Source organism: Bradyrhizobium sp. SZCCHNRI20481 (assembly GCF_032485055.1).
Classification (GTDB): domain Bacteria; phylum Pseudomonadota; class Alphaproteobacteria; order Rhizobiales; family Xanthobacteraceae; genus Bradyrhizobium.
Genome location: NZ_JAUEUE010000011.1, coordinates 23,243 through 40,438 on the forward strand (window position 1 = coordinate 23,243; position 17,196 = coordinate 40,438).

The 17,196-nt window shown below is 66.8% G+C and carries 13 protein-coding genes; 7 read left to right on the forward strand and 6 right to left on the reverse strand.

Features of this window, described 5'->3' with window-relative positions; genetic code table 11:
- Positions 1 to 20: 20 nt before the first annotated feature.
- Entirely contained in the window at positions 21 to 413 is a 393-nt protein-coding gene (locus QX132_RS18755) for an MAPEG family protein (RefSeq protein ID WP_316162326.1), read from the forward strand.
- A 159-nt stretch (positions 414 to 572) separates the two neighbouring features.
- On the opposite strand, the gene QX132_RS18760 is transcribed toward QX132_RS18755, so the two are convergent.
- Positions 573 to 1,760, reverse strand: a complete 1,188-nt coding sequence (locus QX132_RS18760) for an ABC transporter substrate-binding protein (RefSeq protein ID WP_315798780.1) — start codon at positions 1,758 to 1,760, stop codon at positions 573 to 575.
- A 296-nt stretch (positions 1,761 to 2,056) separates the two neighbouring features.
- Here QX132_RS18760 and QX132_RS18765 point away from each other — a divergent pair, with 296 nt between their 5' ends.
- The 5 genes from QX132_RS18765 (at position 2,057) to QX132_RS18785 (ending at position 6,842) form a co-directional block, all read left to right on the forward strand.
- A complete protein-coding gene (locus QX132_RS18765) occupies positions 2,057 to 3,607 on the forward strand; it encodes an AMP-binding protein (RefSeq protein ID WP_316162329.1) in 1,551 nt (516 codons plus the stop codon).
- 91 nt (positions 3,608 to 3,698) lie between these two features.
- A complete protein-coding gene (locus QX132_RS18770) occupies positions 3,699 to 4,448 on the forward strand; it encodes a CBS domain-containing protein (protein ID WP_315778226.1) in 750 nt (249 codons plus the stop codon).
- 12 nt (positions 4,449 to 4,460) lie between these two features.
- Positions 4,461 to 4,766, forward strand: a complete 306-nt coding sequence (locus QX132_RS18775; RefSeq protein WP_315740580.1) for a cytochrome c — start codon at positions 4,461 to 4,463, stop codon at positions 4,764 to 4,766.
- A 344-nt stretch (positions 4,767 to 5,110) separates the two neighbouring features.
- Positions 5,111 to 6,493: a PAS domain S-box protein gene (locus tag QX132_RS18780; RefSeq protein ID WP_315740581.1), complete on the forward strand. Its 1,383-nt coding sequence runs from the start codon at positions 5,111 to 5,113 to the stop codon at positions 6,491 to 6,493.
- Entirely contained in the window at positions 6,480 to 6,842 is a 363-nt protein-coding gene (locus tag QX132_RS18785) for a response regulator (protein ID WP_315740582.1), read from the forward strand. The genes QX132_RS18780 and QX132_RS18785 overlap by 14 nt, the downstream gene beginning before the upstream one ends.
- A gap of 431 nt (positions 6,843 to 7,273) precedes the next feature.
- Here QX132_RS18785 and QX132_RS18790 read toward each other — a convergent pair whose 3' ends face one another.
- From QX132_RS18790 to QX132_RS18805, 4 genes are all read right to left on the reverse strand, one after another.
- Positions 7,274 to 9,229, reverse strand: a complete 1,956-nt coding sequence (locus QX132_RS18790) for an acetyl-CoA carboxylase biotin carboxylase subunit (RefSeq protein WP_316162330.1) — start codon at positions 9,227 to 9,229, stop codon at positions 7,274 to 7,276.
- 17 nt (positions 9,230 to 9,246) lie between these two features.
- On the reverse strand, positions 9,247 to 10,863 hold the full coding sequence (locus QX132_RS18795) for an acyl-CoA carboxylase subunit beta (RefSeq protein WP_316162332.1): 1,617 nt from the start codon (positions 10,861 to 10,863) through the stop codon (positions 9,247 to 9,249).
- A 98-nt stretch (positions 10,864 to 10,961) separates the two neighbouring features.
- Positions 10,962 to 12,560, reverse strand: coding sequence for an AMP-binding protein (locus QX132_RS18800; protein ID WP_315781326.1), 1,599 nt, complete (start codon positions 12,558 to 12,560; stop codon positions 10,962 to 10,964).
- 117 nt (positions 12,561 to 12,677) lie between these two features.
- Entirely contained in the window at positions 12,678 to 13,544 is an 867-nt protein-coding gene (locus tag QX132_RS18805) for a 3-keto-5-aminohexanoate cleavage protein (protein WP_316162334.1), read from the reverse strand.
- Between the two features lie 188 nt (positions 13,545 to 13,732).
- Between QX132_RS18805 and QX132_RS18810 the strand changes: the two genes are divergently transcribed.
- A complete protein-coding gene (locus QX132_RS18810) occupies positions 13,733 to 16,318 on the forward strand; it encodes a cation-translocating P-type ATPase (RefSeq protein WP_316162336.1) in 2,586 nt (861 codons plus the stop codon).
- Here QX132_RS18810 and QX132_RS18815 read toward each other — a convergent pair.
- Positions 16,288 to 17,079, reverse strand: a complete 792-nt coding sequence (locus tag QX132_RS18815; protein ID WP_315773758.1) for a helix-turn-helix domain-containing protein — start codon at positions 17,077 to 17,079, stop codon at positions 16,288 to 16,290. The two genes, QX132_RS18810 and QX132_RS18815, sit on opposite strands and share 31 nt — an antisense overlap.
- Between the last annotated feature and the right edge of the window lie 117 nt (positions 17,080 to 17,196).

Below are 17,196 nucleotides of genomic sequence, written 5' to 3' on the forward strand. Positions count from 1 at the left end.
GTCATCAGGGGGAACCGCGCATGTATCACTTCACCGCACTCGTCACCGTGCTCGCGCTCATGCTGTATTTCTACATGGCCGTCCGCGTCGCGCAGGCGCGCGCCAGGTTCGGCGTGAAGGCGCCCGCGACCACCGGCAATGCCGATTTCGAGCGCACCTTCCGCGTGCAGATGAATACGCTGGAATGGCTGCCGATCTTCCTGCCGGCGCTGTGGCTGTTCGCCATCTATGTCAGCGATGTCATCGCCGCACTGATCGGCCTGGTCTGGATCGCCGGGCGCGGGATGTACATGGTGTCCTACGCAAGGGCCGCCGAGAAGCGCGGCCCCGGTTTTGGCGTGCAGGCCCTGGCAGGCTCGGTCCTGCTGGTCGGTTCGCTCATCGCCGTCCTCTGGCGCATGCTGCACGGCTGACCGCCCAGTCCGCCGCTGTCGTCCCTGCGAACGCAGGGACCCATAGCCACCGACGGATGTTTGTTGCGCGACGGGTCGACGTGCAGCCTGCCCCGTTCAGAGATCACGCGGTATGGGCCCCGGCTTTCGCCGGGGCGACACCAATGTTCTGGCGCGCGATCACTTCGTCAGCGGACAGCCGCTCTCCTTGGCGGTGAAGAACGCCTTGTCGCCGGGCACCGTGGCGAGCTGCTTGTAGTAGTCCCACGGCTTCTTCGATTCGGACGGCTTCTTGACCTCGAACAGGTACATGTCGTGGACCATGCGGCCGTTGGCGAGCACCTTGCCTTGCGCGAAGGCGTCGTCGACCGGCAACTCCTTCAGCTTGGCCGCGACCGTATCGGAGTCCTTGGTTCCGGCGGCCTTGACGGCCTTCAGATAGGACAATGTCGCGGAATAGGTGCCGGCGTGGATCATGCTCGGCATCCGGCCGGTGCGCTTCATGAAGCGCTCGCTGAAGGCGCGGGACTTGTCGTCGCGATCCCAGTAGAAGCCTTCGGTGAGGATCAGGCCCTGCGCCGCCTCCAGCCCGAGGCCATGCACCTCCGACAAGGTCATCAGCAGGCCGGCGAGCTTCTGGCCGCCCTTGACGATGCCGAACTCGGCCGCCTGCTTGATCGAGTTGGTGGTGTCGAGGCCGGCATTGGCGAGCCCGATGATCTTCGCCTTCGAGCTCTGCGCCTGCAGCAGGAAGGAGGAGAAGTCCGACGAGTTGAGCGGGATGCGCACCGAGCCCAGCACCTTGCCGCCCTTCGACGTCACGATGTCGCTGGTGTCCTTCTCCAGCGCATAGCCGAAGGCGTAGTCGGCGGTCATGAAGAACCAGGTATCGCCGCCGGACTCGACCAGCGCCCCGCCGGTGCCGACCGCGAGCGCGCGGGTGTCATAGGCCCAGTGGAAGCCGTAGGGCGTGCAGGCATCGCCTGATATGCGCGAGGTCGCGGCACCGACGACGATGTCGATCTTCTTCTTTTCCTTCGACAGATCCTGGATGGCGAGCGCGACCGACGAGGTCGTCAGCTCCGTGATCATGTCGACCCCCTCGGTATCGTACCAGCGCCGCGCGATCGAAGAGGCGAGGTCCGGCTTGTTCTGGTGGTCGGCGGTGACCAGCTCGACCTTCTGCCCCAGCACCTCGCCGCCGAAATCCTCGATCGCCATCCTGGCGGCCTCGACGGAGTACTTGCCGCCATAGTCCGCGTAGACGCCGGACTGGTCGTTGAGGATGCCGATCTTGACCTGTGCCGACGCCGGCGCCGCCACGAGCAGCGCACCGACGGCAGCAACAGCCAGCAAGCCCGATTTCATATGATCTCTCCCGGAGTTTCTTGGCTTTGAGACGTCATTCGTTGGAATGCCTGACCATGTTATGCCAGAACCCCGGCCGCGCCCATCCCTTCCCTCCTCAGCCAAAGGGCTGAGAGGCCTGTTGAGAGCCCGGAACCTGTCCGCTAGATTGGCCGCAAACAACGACATGCCGTCCCGTAAGGATGGTACGCGCGGAAGGAAACGGCCCGAGGGCGCGACGAGAACATCGTCGGCGTGACGTTTGCCCTGCGGCCCTCCACCACCGTACCTCCGGCCGGCGTCGGAAGGGAGGACACATGTACACCGGCAAGCACGCCCGGCTGCGCCCATTGCAGCCCGCCTTCATCATGGCCTCGACCGGCGAGGCCGTGACCTATCGCGAGCTGGAGGCGCGCAGCAACCGGCTGGCGCATCTGTTCCGCAAGCGCGGCCTGAAGCGGCTCGACCACTATTCGATTTTCATGGAGAACAACAGCCGCTATCTGGAAGCGTGCGGCGCAGGCGAGCGCTCCGGGCTCTACTTCACCTGCGTGAACTCCTACCTCACGCCCGGCGAGTTGGCCTACATCCTCAACAACAGCCGGTCGCGGCTTCTGATCACCTCCCTCGCCAAGCTCGACGTCGCGCGCGAGGCGCTGAAGGAGGCGCCCGACATCGAGCTCTGCGTCGTCGCCGATGGCGCAGGCGAGAGCGAGCGGATCGTCGGCCTCGCGGAGGCCACCGCCGGCCTGCCGGCGACGCCGATTGCCGACGAATGCGTCGGCACCGCGATGCTCTATTCCTCCGGCACCACGGGCCGGCCGAAGGGCATCCTGCGGCCGCTGCCCGAGCAGCCGCCAGTGCAGCAGCTGCCGATCTTCGATTTCCTGGAGAAGCTGTGGCGCTATCGCGAGGGCATGATCTATCTGTCGCCGGCGCCGCTCTATCACTCCGCGCCGCAGGCCGCGGTCAACCTCACCATCCGCGTCGGCGGCACCGCCATCATCATGGAGACGTTCGACCCCGAGCGCTACCTGCAACTGGTCGAGCAATGGGGCATCACGCATACGCAATTGGTACCGACGATGTTCTCGCGCATGCTGAAACTGCCGGAACAGATCCGTACGCGCTATGACCTCTCCTCGCTCGAAGTCGCGATCCATGCCGCCGCGCCGTGCCCGGCACAGGTCAAGGAGGACATGATCAAATGGTGGGGGCCGATCATCCACGAATATTACGGCGCCACCGAAGGCCTCGGCTTCACCGCCTGCGACAGCGCGGAATGGCTCGCGCATCGCGGCACCGTCGGCAAGGTGCTGTTCGGCGACCTGCACATCCTCGATGAGAACATGCAGCCGTGCCCGATCGGAACGGCCGGCACGGTGTGGTTCAAGACCGGATCGCCGTTCGAGTATTTCAACGACCCCGAGCGCACCAAGGAGGCACGCTCGGCCGACGGCACGATGAGCACGGTCGGCGACGTCGGCTATGTCGATGCCGACGGCTATCTCTATCTCACCGATCGCGCCACCTTCATGATCATCTCCGGCGGCGTGAACATCTATCCGCAGGAATGCGAAAACCTGCTGATCACGCATCCGAAGGTCGCCGATGCCGCCGTGTTCGGCGTGCCCAATTCCGATCTCGGCGAGGAGGTGAAGGCGGTGGTCCAGCCGATGTCGGGCATCATGCCTGGGCCTGAGCTGGAAGAGGAGCTGATCGCGTTCTGCCGGCAATCGCTGTCGCGACAGAAGGTGCCGCGCTCGATCGATTTCGATAAGGAGCTGCCGCGGCTGCCGACCGGCAAGCTCTACAAGCGTCTGCTGCGCGACCGCTATTGGGGCAACAAGACTTCTAGGATCGTGTAGGGCGGCACGACCTCGGATTGATCCTGGTCAAGCGCGCGCGATGCCGCGCAGCTATTCTTCGCCGATTGCGATCGCAGCACGAGACGACGACATGCGCGCTCATCAAATCATGACCAGATCCGTGATCGCGGTGACGCCCGGAACCCCGGTGGCCGAGGCGGCGCGGATCATGCTGCGCAACCACATCGGCGGGCTGCCGGTGGTCGACGCGTCCGGCACGCTCGTCGGCATGGTCACGGACGGTGATTTCCTGCGCCGCGCCGAGCTCGGCACCGAACGCAGGCAAGGCCGCTGGCTCGACCTCCTGGTCGGCCGCGGCCGCATCGGAGCCGACTTCGTCCATTCCCACGGCCGTACGGTCGGCGACATCATGAGCCAGCCTCCGGTCACGGTCAGCGCCGATGCCAGCCTGGCGGAGATCGCCGAGATCATGGAGAAGCGCAACATCAAGCGTCTCCCTGTGATGAGTGGCGACCGGCTGGCCGGCGTGGTGACACACACGGATTTCCTGCAAACCGTGGCCGACCTCGCCACTGCCGTTCCAGGCCCCACCCCCGACGATGACGGGATCCGCAGCGCCATTCTCGATTCGCTCGACCAGGCCGCCTGCAAGCATTGCCGCTTCAACGTCGTCGTCCGCAACGGCATCGCGCATCTCACGGGCGCGGTGCGCAACGAGAAGGAGCGGGCCACGGCGATCATGGCGGCCAAGAGCGTCCAGGGCGTCAGGAACGTGCGCGACCACACGTGGGTCTATCCGCCGCCGGAGGACGAGTTCGGCGGCGGTGACATCGTCTCGCTGCAGGACCAGCCGTCGACCGACGACGACCAGCCGCTGTGAGGAGAGCCGGGCGTGCGACGTGCCTCCGTACCATCACTGCTGCTGCTGGTCCTGCTCTCCGCCTCGGCGGCCGCCGAGGATCTCGACCACGGCCGCCAGCTCGCCGAGCGCTGGTGCGCCGCCTGCCATGCGGTGGCCACCGAGCCGACCAAGTTCCGCCGCGCCCGGCCGTTTGTCGCCATCGCGGCCAGGGACGGAGTGACGAAGGACATGCTGGTCAAGTTCCTCCTGCTTCCCCACGCGACGATGGCCAACAATCCGCTCAGTGCGAACGATGCGACCGACCTGGCAGGCTATATCCTCAGCCTTAGGAAGTAATTGCGGACAAATTCGCCTTTGGATTGCGCCTCAGCCCCATGGTCGGCGGCGTCCGGACGCAAGAGTGGGCCCTGGCGCCCGATGATACGGCACCTTCGCCGGCAATTTAGCAAGATCCTCCGGAACGAAACGCTCAAGCCTGCGTTTTGTGTGTTCGCCGTCGTGAGCTGGAGCACGTCGCATGGCCCCAAACGGGTCTGCTGACGGCAAATCGCCCTGTCCTCGTTGCCGGGAAGACCAACAACAAGCAGCGATCGAGATAGCCCTTGCATTTGCACACAAACAAGTTGGTAATCTGGTGCACGGCGTCTTCTCTACCGACCTGTTAGCAAGGAGCCTGCGACGTGCACGGAATGCCCGGCGCCTCCCCCGCCCCACGCGCGACCGACGACGACACGGCCTATCTGGCGGCGATCGTGGAGTCCTCGGCCGACGCCATTGTCAGCACCACCGCCGACGGCGTCATCCGCAGTTGGAACGCGGCCAGCGAGCGGATGCTGGGGTTCACCGCGGCTGAAATGATCGGCAGATCCGTCTCCGAGATCGTTCCCCCCGAGCTGGCGGAAGAAGCGAACGCCTTGCGCGCCAGGGTCAACGCGGGCGAAGCGGTCGAGAGCTTCGAGACCGTCCGGCTGACCAAGCAGGGACGCCCGATCGAGGTCTCCATCACGTTGTCACCGATCCGCAGCAGCACCGGCGTGATCGTCGGCATCTCCGGAATCATCCGCGACGTCACGCTGTCGAAGAAGGCCGAGCGTGCGGCGGCGATGCTCGCGGCCATCGTCGCCTCGTCCTCGGACGGCGTCGTCAGCAAGACGCTGGACGGCACGATCACCAGCTGGAACAAGAGCGCCGAACGCATCTTCGGCTTCTCGGAAGGCGAGATGATCAACCGCTCGATCCGCACGATCATCCCGCAGGAGCGCCAGGCCGAGGAGGACCGGATCCTCGCCACCGTCCTATCCGGCGCGATCATCGACAATTTCGAGACCATCCGCCTGCGCAAGGATGGTGCGCTCATCGACGTGTCGGTCACGGTCTCGCCGGTCCGGGATTCGAGCGGCCGGATCATCGGCGCCTCCAAGATCGTGCGTGACATCACCGACAAGCGCCAGACAAGGGAGCAGTTGCGCACCTTGCTGGCCGAGGTGAACCACCGCAGCAAGAACCTGCTGTCGCTGGTGCAGGCGATCGCCCGGCAGATGACCCGTCACGGCCGCCAGCTCGACCTCAACCGCTTTCTGGAGCGCCTGCAGGCGATCGCGAGCAATCAGGATCTCCTGATTCAGAACGATTGGCGTTTCATTCCACTCGGCGGCCTGGTCCGCTCGCAGCTCGGGGCGTTCAGCGACTTGATCGGCGACCGCATCGCGATCGACGGACCGCCGATCGAGCTGACGCCAGAGGCCGCGCAGTCGATCGGCATGGCGGTCCACGAGCTCGCCACCAACGCCGCCAAATATGGTGCGCTGTCGAACCACGACGGACGGATCGCGGTCCGCTGGACGCGCATCGACGACAGCTTCGACATGACCTGGGTCGAAAGCGGCGGACCTGAGGTGGCGCCGCCCGAGCACACCGGCTTCGGCAGCCGGGTGATTTCCGACCTGGTGCGCGCTGGCCTGGATGGATCGGTCGAGGTCCAGTTCCTGCCGGCCGGACTGCGCTGGCACCTGAGGTGCCCCCTGCAACGCCTCAGCCGCGACCATCATCATGCGCGCCAGTGAGAAGACTCACCTCCTGATCGTCGAGGACGATCCCCTGATCGGCTTCGACCTCGCGGTCGAGCTCGAAGCCGCCGGATTCACGGTGGTCGGCGTGGCGCCGACCGTGCACAAAGCCCTCCATCTGCTCGAGCGGAATCACTGCGATCTTGCCGTGCTCGACGTCAATCTCGGGCGGGAAACATCGGCGCCGATCGCGCGCGCTTTGGCCGCGGCCGGCGTGCCCTTCGTCGCCGTCACCGGCTATTCCGTCGATCAATGCCCGGAAGAATTCGCCACGGCACCGCTGCTGTCGAAGCCGTTCCAGACGTCACGGCTGGTCGCGGCGCTGAGGCGGCAATTGCATCCGTGAGGCGCGCGTCGGCCGCGCAACAGAGCCACGATCGGCATTGTTGCCGTTTGAAGGATTAGGGGTCGGTACCCCGCCCTTGAAACAGCGCAGTTGATTTCACGTCTTTGATGGCAGAATTGCCCCTCGCCTCGACAGCAATGCACTCCCCTCCCCCTTGCGAGGAGGGGTCGCGGGTGGGGGTCCACGTGTCGCGCTCCACGTGATCTGCGCTCCCACCGTGGACGATGTCGACGATGATCTGCGCAACCGGCGAACCGCCTCCTTTGAGTGTTGCAGAATGCAGCGGCGGGACGCTGCATGTCGCGAAGCGACGACTCCGTGAGAATATCGAAGTCGCATACAACAGAGTTCAGCGCGCGCGGACCCCCGCCCCGCAAGCGGGAGGGAGGTGCAGCATGCCTCGAGCTAACTCACGCCCAGTTGCGCGACGATCAGCCCGCAATCTCCACCACGATCCGACCCGTCGTCACCTGGTCGCCCTCGGCGACCTCGATCGCGGTCACCGTTCCGGCGATGCCGGCAGTATGAACGTGCTCCATCTTCATCGCCTCGAGCGTCACCACCGGCTGTCCCACAACCACGCTGTCGCCCGGTTTCACCAGCACCGCGACCACGCGACCGTTCAGGGCCGCACGGACCTTGCCATCACCTCCGGTGGCGGCCGAGGATTGCGGCCTCGCCAACGTCAGATCGCGCACTGCCAGCGTCTGACCGCGATGCTGGACGAACAGCCGATCGTTGTCGCGGACGAAGCGCGCGCTCTCGACGATCTCGGCGTGACGAACGCGGATCGCATCATCCGTGAGCGACACGATCTCGAAGCGATGCTCTGCATCGCCACGCGTCACGCGATAGCTTCCGTCACGCTCGCGCAGCAGCTCGCACTCGGCCACCTCACCGGCGATCTCGAACCGGAGCGGCGTCGCGAAGGCTGCCGCGAGCGAGCGGCCGCGGCGGACGGGATGCGCGAGCGGATGGCTGACGGAGAGCAGCAACGCACCCAGCGCGAGGTCTGCCGCTTCGACGGCCGGCGCACGCAGCTCGTCACGATGCGCCGCGATGAATGCGGTGGTCGCCTTGCCCGCGGAGAAGGCCGGATGCCGCAGGCAGGACATGAGGAAGGCCCGGTTGGTCGGGACGCCCAAGGCAACGGCCTGCTCCAATCCGGCGATCAGTCTTGCGCGCGCCTCCTCACGGGTCGCAGCATGGCTGATCAGCTTGGCGATCATCGAATCGTAGTGGGGCGGGATCTCCGCACCGGACTCCAGCGCATGCTCGACCCGGATCGTCTCGGGCATCTGCCACAGCGTCATTCGCCCGGACTGCGGCATGAAGTCGTGCGCCGCATCCTCGGAGCACAGTCGCACCTCGATCGCGTGACCCGAGAAGCTGATCTGCTCCTGGCGCAACGGCAGGGGCTCGCCGGCGGCGATGCGCAATTGCCATTCGACAAGATCGAGTCCCGTCAGTGCCTCTGTCACGGGATGCTCGACCTGCAGCCGCGTGTTCATCTCCATGAAGTAGAATTGGCCGTCGCCGTCGAGCAGGAATTCCAGGGTGCCTGCGCCCTCATAGCCGAGCGCCTTCACCGCCTGCACCGCCACGGCGCCCATGCGCGCGCGCAGCTCCGGCCCGACCGCGGGCGACGGCGCCTCCTCGATCAGCTTCTGGTGTCGGCGCTGCACCGAACAGTCGCGCTCGCCGAGATGGATGGCATTGCCGTGCCGATCGCCGAACACCTGGATCTCGATGTGGCGCGGATTGGCGATCGCCTTCTCCAGGATGACGGTGCCGTCACCAAACGCGGCGGCCGCTTCGGAGCGCGCACTGCGCAGCAAATCGGGGAACGCGCCGGCGTCTGCCACGAGCCGCATGCCGCGGCCGCCGCCACCGGCGACGGCCTTGATCATTACCGGGAAACCAATGCGGCGCGCCTCGCGCAGCATCGCGTCGTCGCCCTGGTCCTCCCCCTGATAGCCGGGTACGCAGGGCACACCGGCGCAACTCATGATCACCTTGGCGCCGGCCTTGTTGCCCATCGCCTTGATCGCCTCGGGCGATGGCCCGATGAACACCAGACCGGCCTCCTTGCACGCTTGCGCAAAATCCTCGTTCTCGGCGAGAAAGCCATAACCGGGATGCACGGCATCCGCGCCAGTCGCCTTTGCGGCGGCGATGATCGCTGCGATGTTGAGATAGGACTGTGCGGGCGGCGGCGCGCCGATGCGGACGGCCTGATCGGCGAGCCGCACATGCGGCGCATCGGAATCGGCGTCCGAGTAGACCGCGACCACGCCGTGGCCGAGCCGGCGCGCGGTGCGCATGATCCGCAAGCTGATCTCACCGCGGTTGGCGATCAGCACCTTGTGGAAAGGCCTGCGCGTCATTGCACCCATCTCTTCGCTCATGGCCGCGCCACCGAGAACTGCATGCGCTGCGGCTCGCGCGCCTCCGCCTCGCGGCAGATCGCCAGCACTTCCGACAGCACCGCGCGGGTGTCACGCGGATCGATCACGCCGTCGTCGAGCACGCGCGCCGAGGTCGCGAACACGTCCATCTGGCTGTCGAACACGCCGATGATCTGCGCCTTCATGGCATCGAGCTTCTCGCGCTCCACCGGCTTGCCGCGGCGCGCCGCCGCCGCTTCGGTCACGATCGCCATCGTCTCCGCCGCCTGCTCGCCACCCATCACGGCGGTCTTGGCGTTGGGCCAGGAGAAGCAGAAGCGCGGGTGGAATCCACGGCCACACATGCCGTAGTTGCCCGCCCCGAACGAGGCCCCGCAATAGATCGTGATCTGCGGCACGCTGGCCGAGGTCACCGCCTGGATCATCTTGGAGCCGTGCTTGATCATGCCGGCCTCCTCATAGGCGCGGCCGACCATGTAGCCGGTGGTGTTGTTGAGATAGAGAATCGGCGTTCGGGTCTGGCAGCAGGACTGGATGAAGTGCGTCGCCTTGTTGGCGCCGGCCGGATCGAGCGGGCCGTTGTTGGTGACGATGCCGATTGCCTGGCCCTCGATGCGGGCATGGCCGCACACCGTCGCAGGGCCGTAGTTCGGAGACATTTCGACGAAGTCGCTGTCGTCGACGATCCGCGCGATGACCTGGCGCATGTCGACTGGGCGCTTGTGGTCGAGCGGCATGATGCCGAGCAGTTCCTCCTGGTCGTAGCGCGGCGGCTTCACCGGTGACGACTCGTGCGACGGCCGGTCCCAGTTCAGCTTGCCCATGATCTCGCGCGCGATACGCAGCGCATCGCGGTCGTCCTCGGCGAGATAGTCGCCGAGGCCGGAGATCGAGGTGTGCATCTCGGCGCCGCCGAGCTCCTCCTCGGTGGCGATCTCGCCGGTCGCGGCCTTCAGCAGCGGCGGGCCGGCGAGGAAGGCGCGGGTGCGGCCGCGGACCATCACGATGTAGTCGGACAGACCGGTCTGGTAGGCGCCGCCCGCCGTGGACGAGCCGTGCGTCACCGTGACGACCGGCTGCCCCGCCGCCGACAGCCGCGCCAGGTTGCGAAAGATGTTGCCGCCCCGCACGAAGTCCTCGACGCGGTAGCGCAGCAGGTTGGCGCCGGCACTCTCGACCAGTTGCACGTAGGGCAGCTTGTTCTCCAGCGCCAGCTCCTGCACGCGCAGGGTCTTGTCGAGGCCGTAAGGCTGCAGCGCTCCGGCATCGATGCCCGCGTCATTCGCCGAGACCATGCAGCGCACGCCGGACACGAAGCCGATGCCGGCGACGACGCCGCCGCCCGGCACGCTCTTGGCCGGGTCCGGCGTATCGAACATGTAGCCGGCAAGCGTCGACAGCTCCAGGAACGGCGCGCCGGGATCGAGCACCAAGGCGACGCGCTCGCGCGGCAACAACTGGCCGCGCTGATGGAAGCGCTCCTTTGCCGCCGCAGAGGCATTGCGCGTGCGCGCCTCGAGATCGCGCATCCGCGCGATCAGGCCGAGCATGCCATCACGATTGGCCTGGAAGGCGGCGCCGGAGGGAGAGATGGTGTTGTCGATGGTGGCCATCAGTTCATGCTTTCGTCATTCCGGGGCGCGAGTGCGCAGCGAGATGGACGGGCCATCTTGCTGCGCGGGAGCGAACCCGGAATCTCGAGGATCACCCCTCACGCGCTCTTCGCCACGAAATGATCGCCATAGGCCTGGCGCAGCTCGACCTTGCGCAGCTTGCCGGTGGCGGTCATCGGCATCTCCTCGAGCACCCGCACCAGCTTCGGCACCTGGAAGCCGCCAAGCGACTTGCGGCAGTGCTCGAGCAGCTCGGTCTCACTGGCCTGTGCGCCGGGCTTGAGCTTGACGAAGGCCGAGACGGCCTCGCCCCATTGCGGATGCGGCAGGCCGACGACGGCGGCATTCTGCACCGCCGGATGCGCCAGCAGGGTCTCCTCGATCTTGACCGAGGCGACGTTCTCGCCTCCGGACTTGATCATGTCCTTCTTGCGATCGAGGAACAGCACCTCGCCCTTGTCGATGACCGCGAGATCGCCGGTATGGTGCCAGCCGAACTTGCGGGCGTCCTCGGTCGATTTCGGATCCTTGTAGTAGCCCAGCATCACGTTGGGCCCGCGATGCACGAGCTCGCCGATCTCGCCCGGCGGCAGCAGGTTGCCGGCATCATCCATGATCGCGGTCTCGTTGACGAACAGCGACTCGCCCCAGTAATTGCCGAACCGATTGAGCTGCACCTCGGGACGCGACATCGTCGTCGCCGGATACATCTCGGTCTGGCCGCTGGTCAGCACGAAGTTCGGGCACAGCTCCTTGATCGCGCGCTCCAACAGCGGCCGGCCCATCGGCGCCATCGTGTAGAGGCAAGTCCGCAAGTGGGAGAGGTCGAACTCCTTGCGGCGCGGATGATCCAGGATCGCCTGGTACATCAGCGGCAGGCCGACGAACACGGTGAGGCGGTCGCGCACGATCGCCTCCATGCAGGCGACCGGGTCGAAGCCGCGCATCAGCGCCATGCGGCCGCCGACCGAGAGATAGCTGAGCAGCAGCACATGGCCGGCGCAGTGGAACAGCGGAAATTGTCCGGTGATGCCGTCGTCGCGCGAGAGCTGCATCTCGATGCAGTTGCTCATCACGGCCATCACCACGGCGAGGTGACAATGCATCGCGCCCTTCGGCCGCGACGTCGTGCCCGAGGTGTAGATGATCATCGCAAGATCGCGATCGTTGATCTCGATCTCGGGCTCGACGTCCGAATGCCCCTGGATGAGGTCGGTGAAGCCGGCGAGCCCCGCGGCCTTCGCCGTCCCGGTGAGATCGACGGCGATCAGCTCGACGCCCCGCTTTTCCAGCGCGGCGCGGCGGTCCGCCTGAGCAAACAGATTGTCATCGATGAGCGCGAAGCGAACCTCGGCATGGCCGAGGATGTAGTCCATGTCGGCGGGCCCGAGCATCGTATTGATCGGCACCCAGACGAGACCCGCGCGATGGATGCCGAACAGCGCTTTGACGAACTCAATCGAGTTGTTGCAGACGGTCGAGATCTTTTCGCCCGGCTTCAGCCCCTTGGCGACGAGATAGTTCGCAAACCGGTTGGCATCGCGCTCCAGCTCGGTGAACGTCACCTGACGGGCGCCATCGGTGATCGCCACCCGCTCGGGAAAGCGGCGCGCCGCGCGCTTCAGGAGATCTCCGATCGCGACCCGGCCGATGCGGCCGGGACCGGACACGCCGCCGGTGGCATCGAGATTGGTCATTGGCCTGTTCCCTCCCCATCCACGTCATTGCGAGGAGCCGAAGCGACGAAGCAATCCAGGGCGTCGTGCAGAACTCTGGATTGCTTCGCTGCGCTCGCAATGACGGCGTATGCTGCGTCAATTCACCGTGCCAAACATCTGCCGGGCCTCGGCGGGACTTGCGATCTCGCGGCCGGCGCGCCGCGCGCACGCCGCGATGGCCTCGATCAGCTGGCCGTTCGAGGTCACCTTGGTGCCGTCGGCGAGATAGAACGTGTCCTCCAGCCCGGTGCGGAGATGGCCGCCAAGCTCGGCGCAGCGCTGGTGCAGCGGCCAGATCTCGGCGCGGCCGATCGCCGTGACCTGCCAATGCGCCTCGGCGAGCTTCAGCTTGAGCAGGATCGGCAGCAGCTCGGGATCGGCCGGCATGCCGGAGGCGACGCCCATCACGAAGTTGTATTCGAGCGGGCCGTCATACATGCCGGCCTGGCGATACATCCCGACGCAGCGGACGATGCCGACGTCGAAGCATTCGAATTCCGGGATCGTGTGGGCGTCCTTCATCGCGGCGAGATAGTCCTGGATCTTCTCGACCGAGTTGTCGAACATCATCGGCGGCCAGGCCCAGTTGTTGTCGGCCTTGACCTTGAGATAGTTCAGCGAGCCGGCATTGCAGGCCGCGATCTCCGGCCGGGTCTGCCGGATGCAGTCGAGCGCACCTTGATAGTTCGGTCCCGACACGCCCGAGGTGTGATTGATGATCACGCCGGGACAGGCCTCGCGGATCGCCTGCTGGATCTCGCGGGAGACGTCGACGTCCCAGGACGGCAGATGCCCCTTGCCCGGCGCCTGCTGGCGCAGATGGATGTGCATGATCGCAGCACCAGCGTCATAGGCGCGCCGCGCCTCGCGCGCCATCTCCTCGGGCGTGACCGGCACATGATGCTGCCTGGGATCGGTGAGCACGCCGTTCAGCGCGCAGGTGATGACGGCTTTGTCGCTCATGGCACTCGTTCGATGGCTTCGCGCAAGCGGCGCTGTGCTGATCCGGCCCGTATATGACGGTGTCTCCGCCTGATCTGCTTGCGTTGACTCGCTGGTTGGAGGCCGCGCAACCCGCTATTGCTCTGCGTCAAGCGCCCGGACGGGATCGGCGCTAACTGGTTCCCATGTTTCTCGTCACGGGGCGTGCAATGCCGATCGACACACAACCGGCGCCGACATTTCCGAACGGCCTGAGCGCAGCCGAGGCGGCACGGCGTCTGACGGCGGAGGGATTCAACGAGCTGCCGCAGACCGGCAAACGCTCGATCCTGCGCCTCGTCGCCGATGTGCTGAGGGAGCCGATGCTGCTTCTGCTGCTCGCCGGCGCGGGCATCTATCTCGCGCTGGGCGACGCGGCGGAAGCGATGCTGCTCGGCGTGTTCGCCTCGGCCTCCGTCTTCATCACCATCGTGCAGGAGGCACGGACCGAGCGCGTGCTGGAATCGCTGCGCGATCTCTCCAGCCCGCGCGCCCTGGTGATCCGCGACGGCGAGCGCATCCGCATCGCCGGCCGCGAGGTGGTGCGCGGCGATCTCATCGTGCTCGCCGAGGGCGATCGCGTCGCGGCCGATGCGGTGCTGCGGGAGTGCGACGATCTGCTGACGGATGAATCGCTGCTGACAGGCGAATCCGTGCCGGTGCGCAAGCGCCCCGCCCCGGCCGAGCCGATCGACACGCCCGCTGCGGCGGCCGGCGGCGACGACCAGCCATTCGTGTTCTCCAGCAGTCTCGTCGTCCGCGGCGGCGGCATTGCCGAGGTGACGGCGACCGGGCCGCACACGGCGATCGGCAGGATCGGCCAGTCGGTGACCGCCCTGGAGACCGAGACGCCGCGGTTGCGGCAGCAGACGCGACGGCTGGTGCTGGCGTTCGCCATCGGCGGCGGCATCGTGGTTGCGATCACGGTCGTGCTCTATGCGGTGTACCGCGGCGGATGGCTGGAGGGAATCCTCGCCGGCATCGCGCTGGGCATGTCGATGCTCCCCGAGGAATTCCCGGTGGTGCTGACCGTGTTCCTGGCGATGGGCGCCTGGCGCATCTCGCAGGCGCGCGTGCTGACGCGGCGCGCTTCGGCGATCGAATCGCTCGGCGCCGCCACCGTGCTGTGCACCGACAAGACCGGCACCCTGACGCAGAACCGCATGATGGTGGCCCGGCTGGTGCTGCCGGACGGCAGCGTGCTGCAGCCTGCGACGGCGACGCCGGATGCCATCGCGCCGCCCTTCCGCGATCTCGTCGCCACCGCCGTGCTCGCGTGCGACCCGCAGTCGCATGATCCGATGGAGAAGGCGCTGCACGCGCTCGGCGCCGACGCCACCGCAGGCGCCACGTTGCAGCGACGCTACGGCTTGCGCCCCGACCTGCTGGCGATGACCAACGTCTGGTCGCGCGACGGCGCCGGCCTCGTGGCGGCCAAGGGTGCGCCGGAAGCGATCGCATCGCTCTGCGGCGTCGACGGCGGCGAGCTGGCGGCGCTGCAGGCGCGCGTCGAGACGCTCGCCGCCGAGGGCCTGCGCGTGCTCGGCGTCGCCCAGGCGAGCTGGAGCGGCGAGGCGCTCCCCGACATACAGCAGGACTTCGCGTTCTCGTTCCGCGGTCTCGTCGGCTTCGCCGACCCGCTGCGTCCGGAGGTGAAGGATGCCGTCGCCGAGTGCCGCTCCGCCGGCGTCCGCGTCATCATGATCACCGGCGACTATCCCGCGACGGCCACCGCCATTGCGCGGCAGGCCGGGATCGATCCCGAGCGCGTCATCGCGGGCCCCGAGCTTGCCGATCTCGACGACGACGCCCTGGCGCTTGCGGCGCGCGTGCCGACGGCGTTCGCCCGCATCATGCCGGAGCAGAAGCTGCGCATCGTCACCGCGCTCAAGGCCGACGGCGAGATCGTCGCGATGACCGGCGACGGCGTCAACGATGCGCCGTCGCTCAAGGCGGCGCATATCGGCATCGCGATGGGCGGCCGCGGCACCGACGTCGCGCGCGAGGCCTCGGCGATCGTGCTGCTCGACGATGATTTCGGCTCGATCGTCAAGGCGATCCGGCTCGGCCGGCGCATCTACGACAATCTGCGCAAGGCGATGAGCTTCATCCTTGCCGTGCACTTTCCGATCGCCGGGCTGGCGCTGCTGCCGCTCGTCACCGGTCTGCCGCTGCTGCTCGGGCCCGTGCACATCGCCTTTCTCGAGATGATCATCGATCCCGTCTGTTCGCTGGTGTTCGAGGCCGAGACCGAGGAGAGCGACATCATGCGGCGGCCGCCGCGCGATCCGCAGGAGCCATTGCTGCCGCGGCCGCTGGTGCTGTGGGGGGCGCTGCAGGGCATCCTGGCGATGCTCACCACGGGCGGCGTCCTGCTGCTGGCACACCGCAACGGCATGCCGGACGACGAGCTCCGCGCGCTGGTGTTCTTCACCCTGGTGTCGGTGATCGTGAGCCTGATCTTCGTCAACCGCTCGTTCTCGAGCTCGCTGCGCGAGGCGCTGCTGCGGCCGAACCGCATGCTGCTGCTGGTGATCGGCTTCGTCGTCGCCGTGCTCGCGACTAGCCTGACGCTGCCCGCCGCTGCGGCGCTGTTCCGGTTCGGACCGCTGCATGTCGACGATCTCGCGCTGACCGCGGCAGCCGCGCTGACCACGCTGATCATGCTCGAACTGTCGAAGTTCCCACTGCGCGCCGCGCTCGCGCGGCACGCAGCCAGGAAAGATCAGGTCAAGGCGACCTCGCCGGCGCGGTAGATCGCGAGATCGCGCGAGCCGGAGAAGATCGCGCGCGGCTTCAGCCCGTAGAAGCGGCGGATCGAATGGCTGAAATGCGTCGAGTCGGGATAGCCGATATCCTGCGCGAGATGCGCGAGGTTGAGGTCCTGGTTGGCGTAGTTGAGCAGATGCCGCGCGCGCTTCCAGGCGCGGAACGAACGGAAGGAGATGTCGGTCTCCTCCTTGAACAGATGCAGGAAGCGCGACGTCGACAGGCCGACGGCGGCGGCGCAGCTCTCGGCCGTGGCCGGCTCGCCGGAGAAGCGGCCGATCAGACCGATCGCCTTGACCACGCGCGGATCGAGCGTCCGCTGCGGCAGCACCTCGCCGAAGCACAGCCGGTCGAACACTGCGCTGGTGACGTCGCCGCTCAGCGGCCGCTGCACCAGCTCCTCATAGGCGGCGCGAATGCGGCAGGCGAACGCCTCGGCCTCGCGGGCGACGCGGCTGGCGAAGCGGTCCAGCGTGCCGATCGGCACGCTCTCCGGCTCGATGGTGACGACGATGACGGTGCGATAATCGCTCTCGATGGTGTGCGGCCGGTTCGGCGGCACGACCAGCAGCTCGCCGCTGCGCTCTTCGGCTCCTTCGGCCAGCAGCCGCAGGCTGCCGGTGAGCGCGACGTAGATATGGCACGCGCCCGAGCAGCGCTGGCGCGGACGGCCGAGCAGCCCGGCGTAGAAGACGCGCTCGGGCGTGATCAGCATGAGATGGCCGGAGTCCCGGCGGGTCACATCCATGGTCTTCCTCCTGAGGCGCGGCTCTGGCGGCCGCTTCTTTGGAGGAGAACCATAGCGCAATTCGCGCCCCTGTCATCGGCGACGACTGCCGATTTTTGTCGCGGTTAATTCACCGAT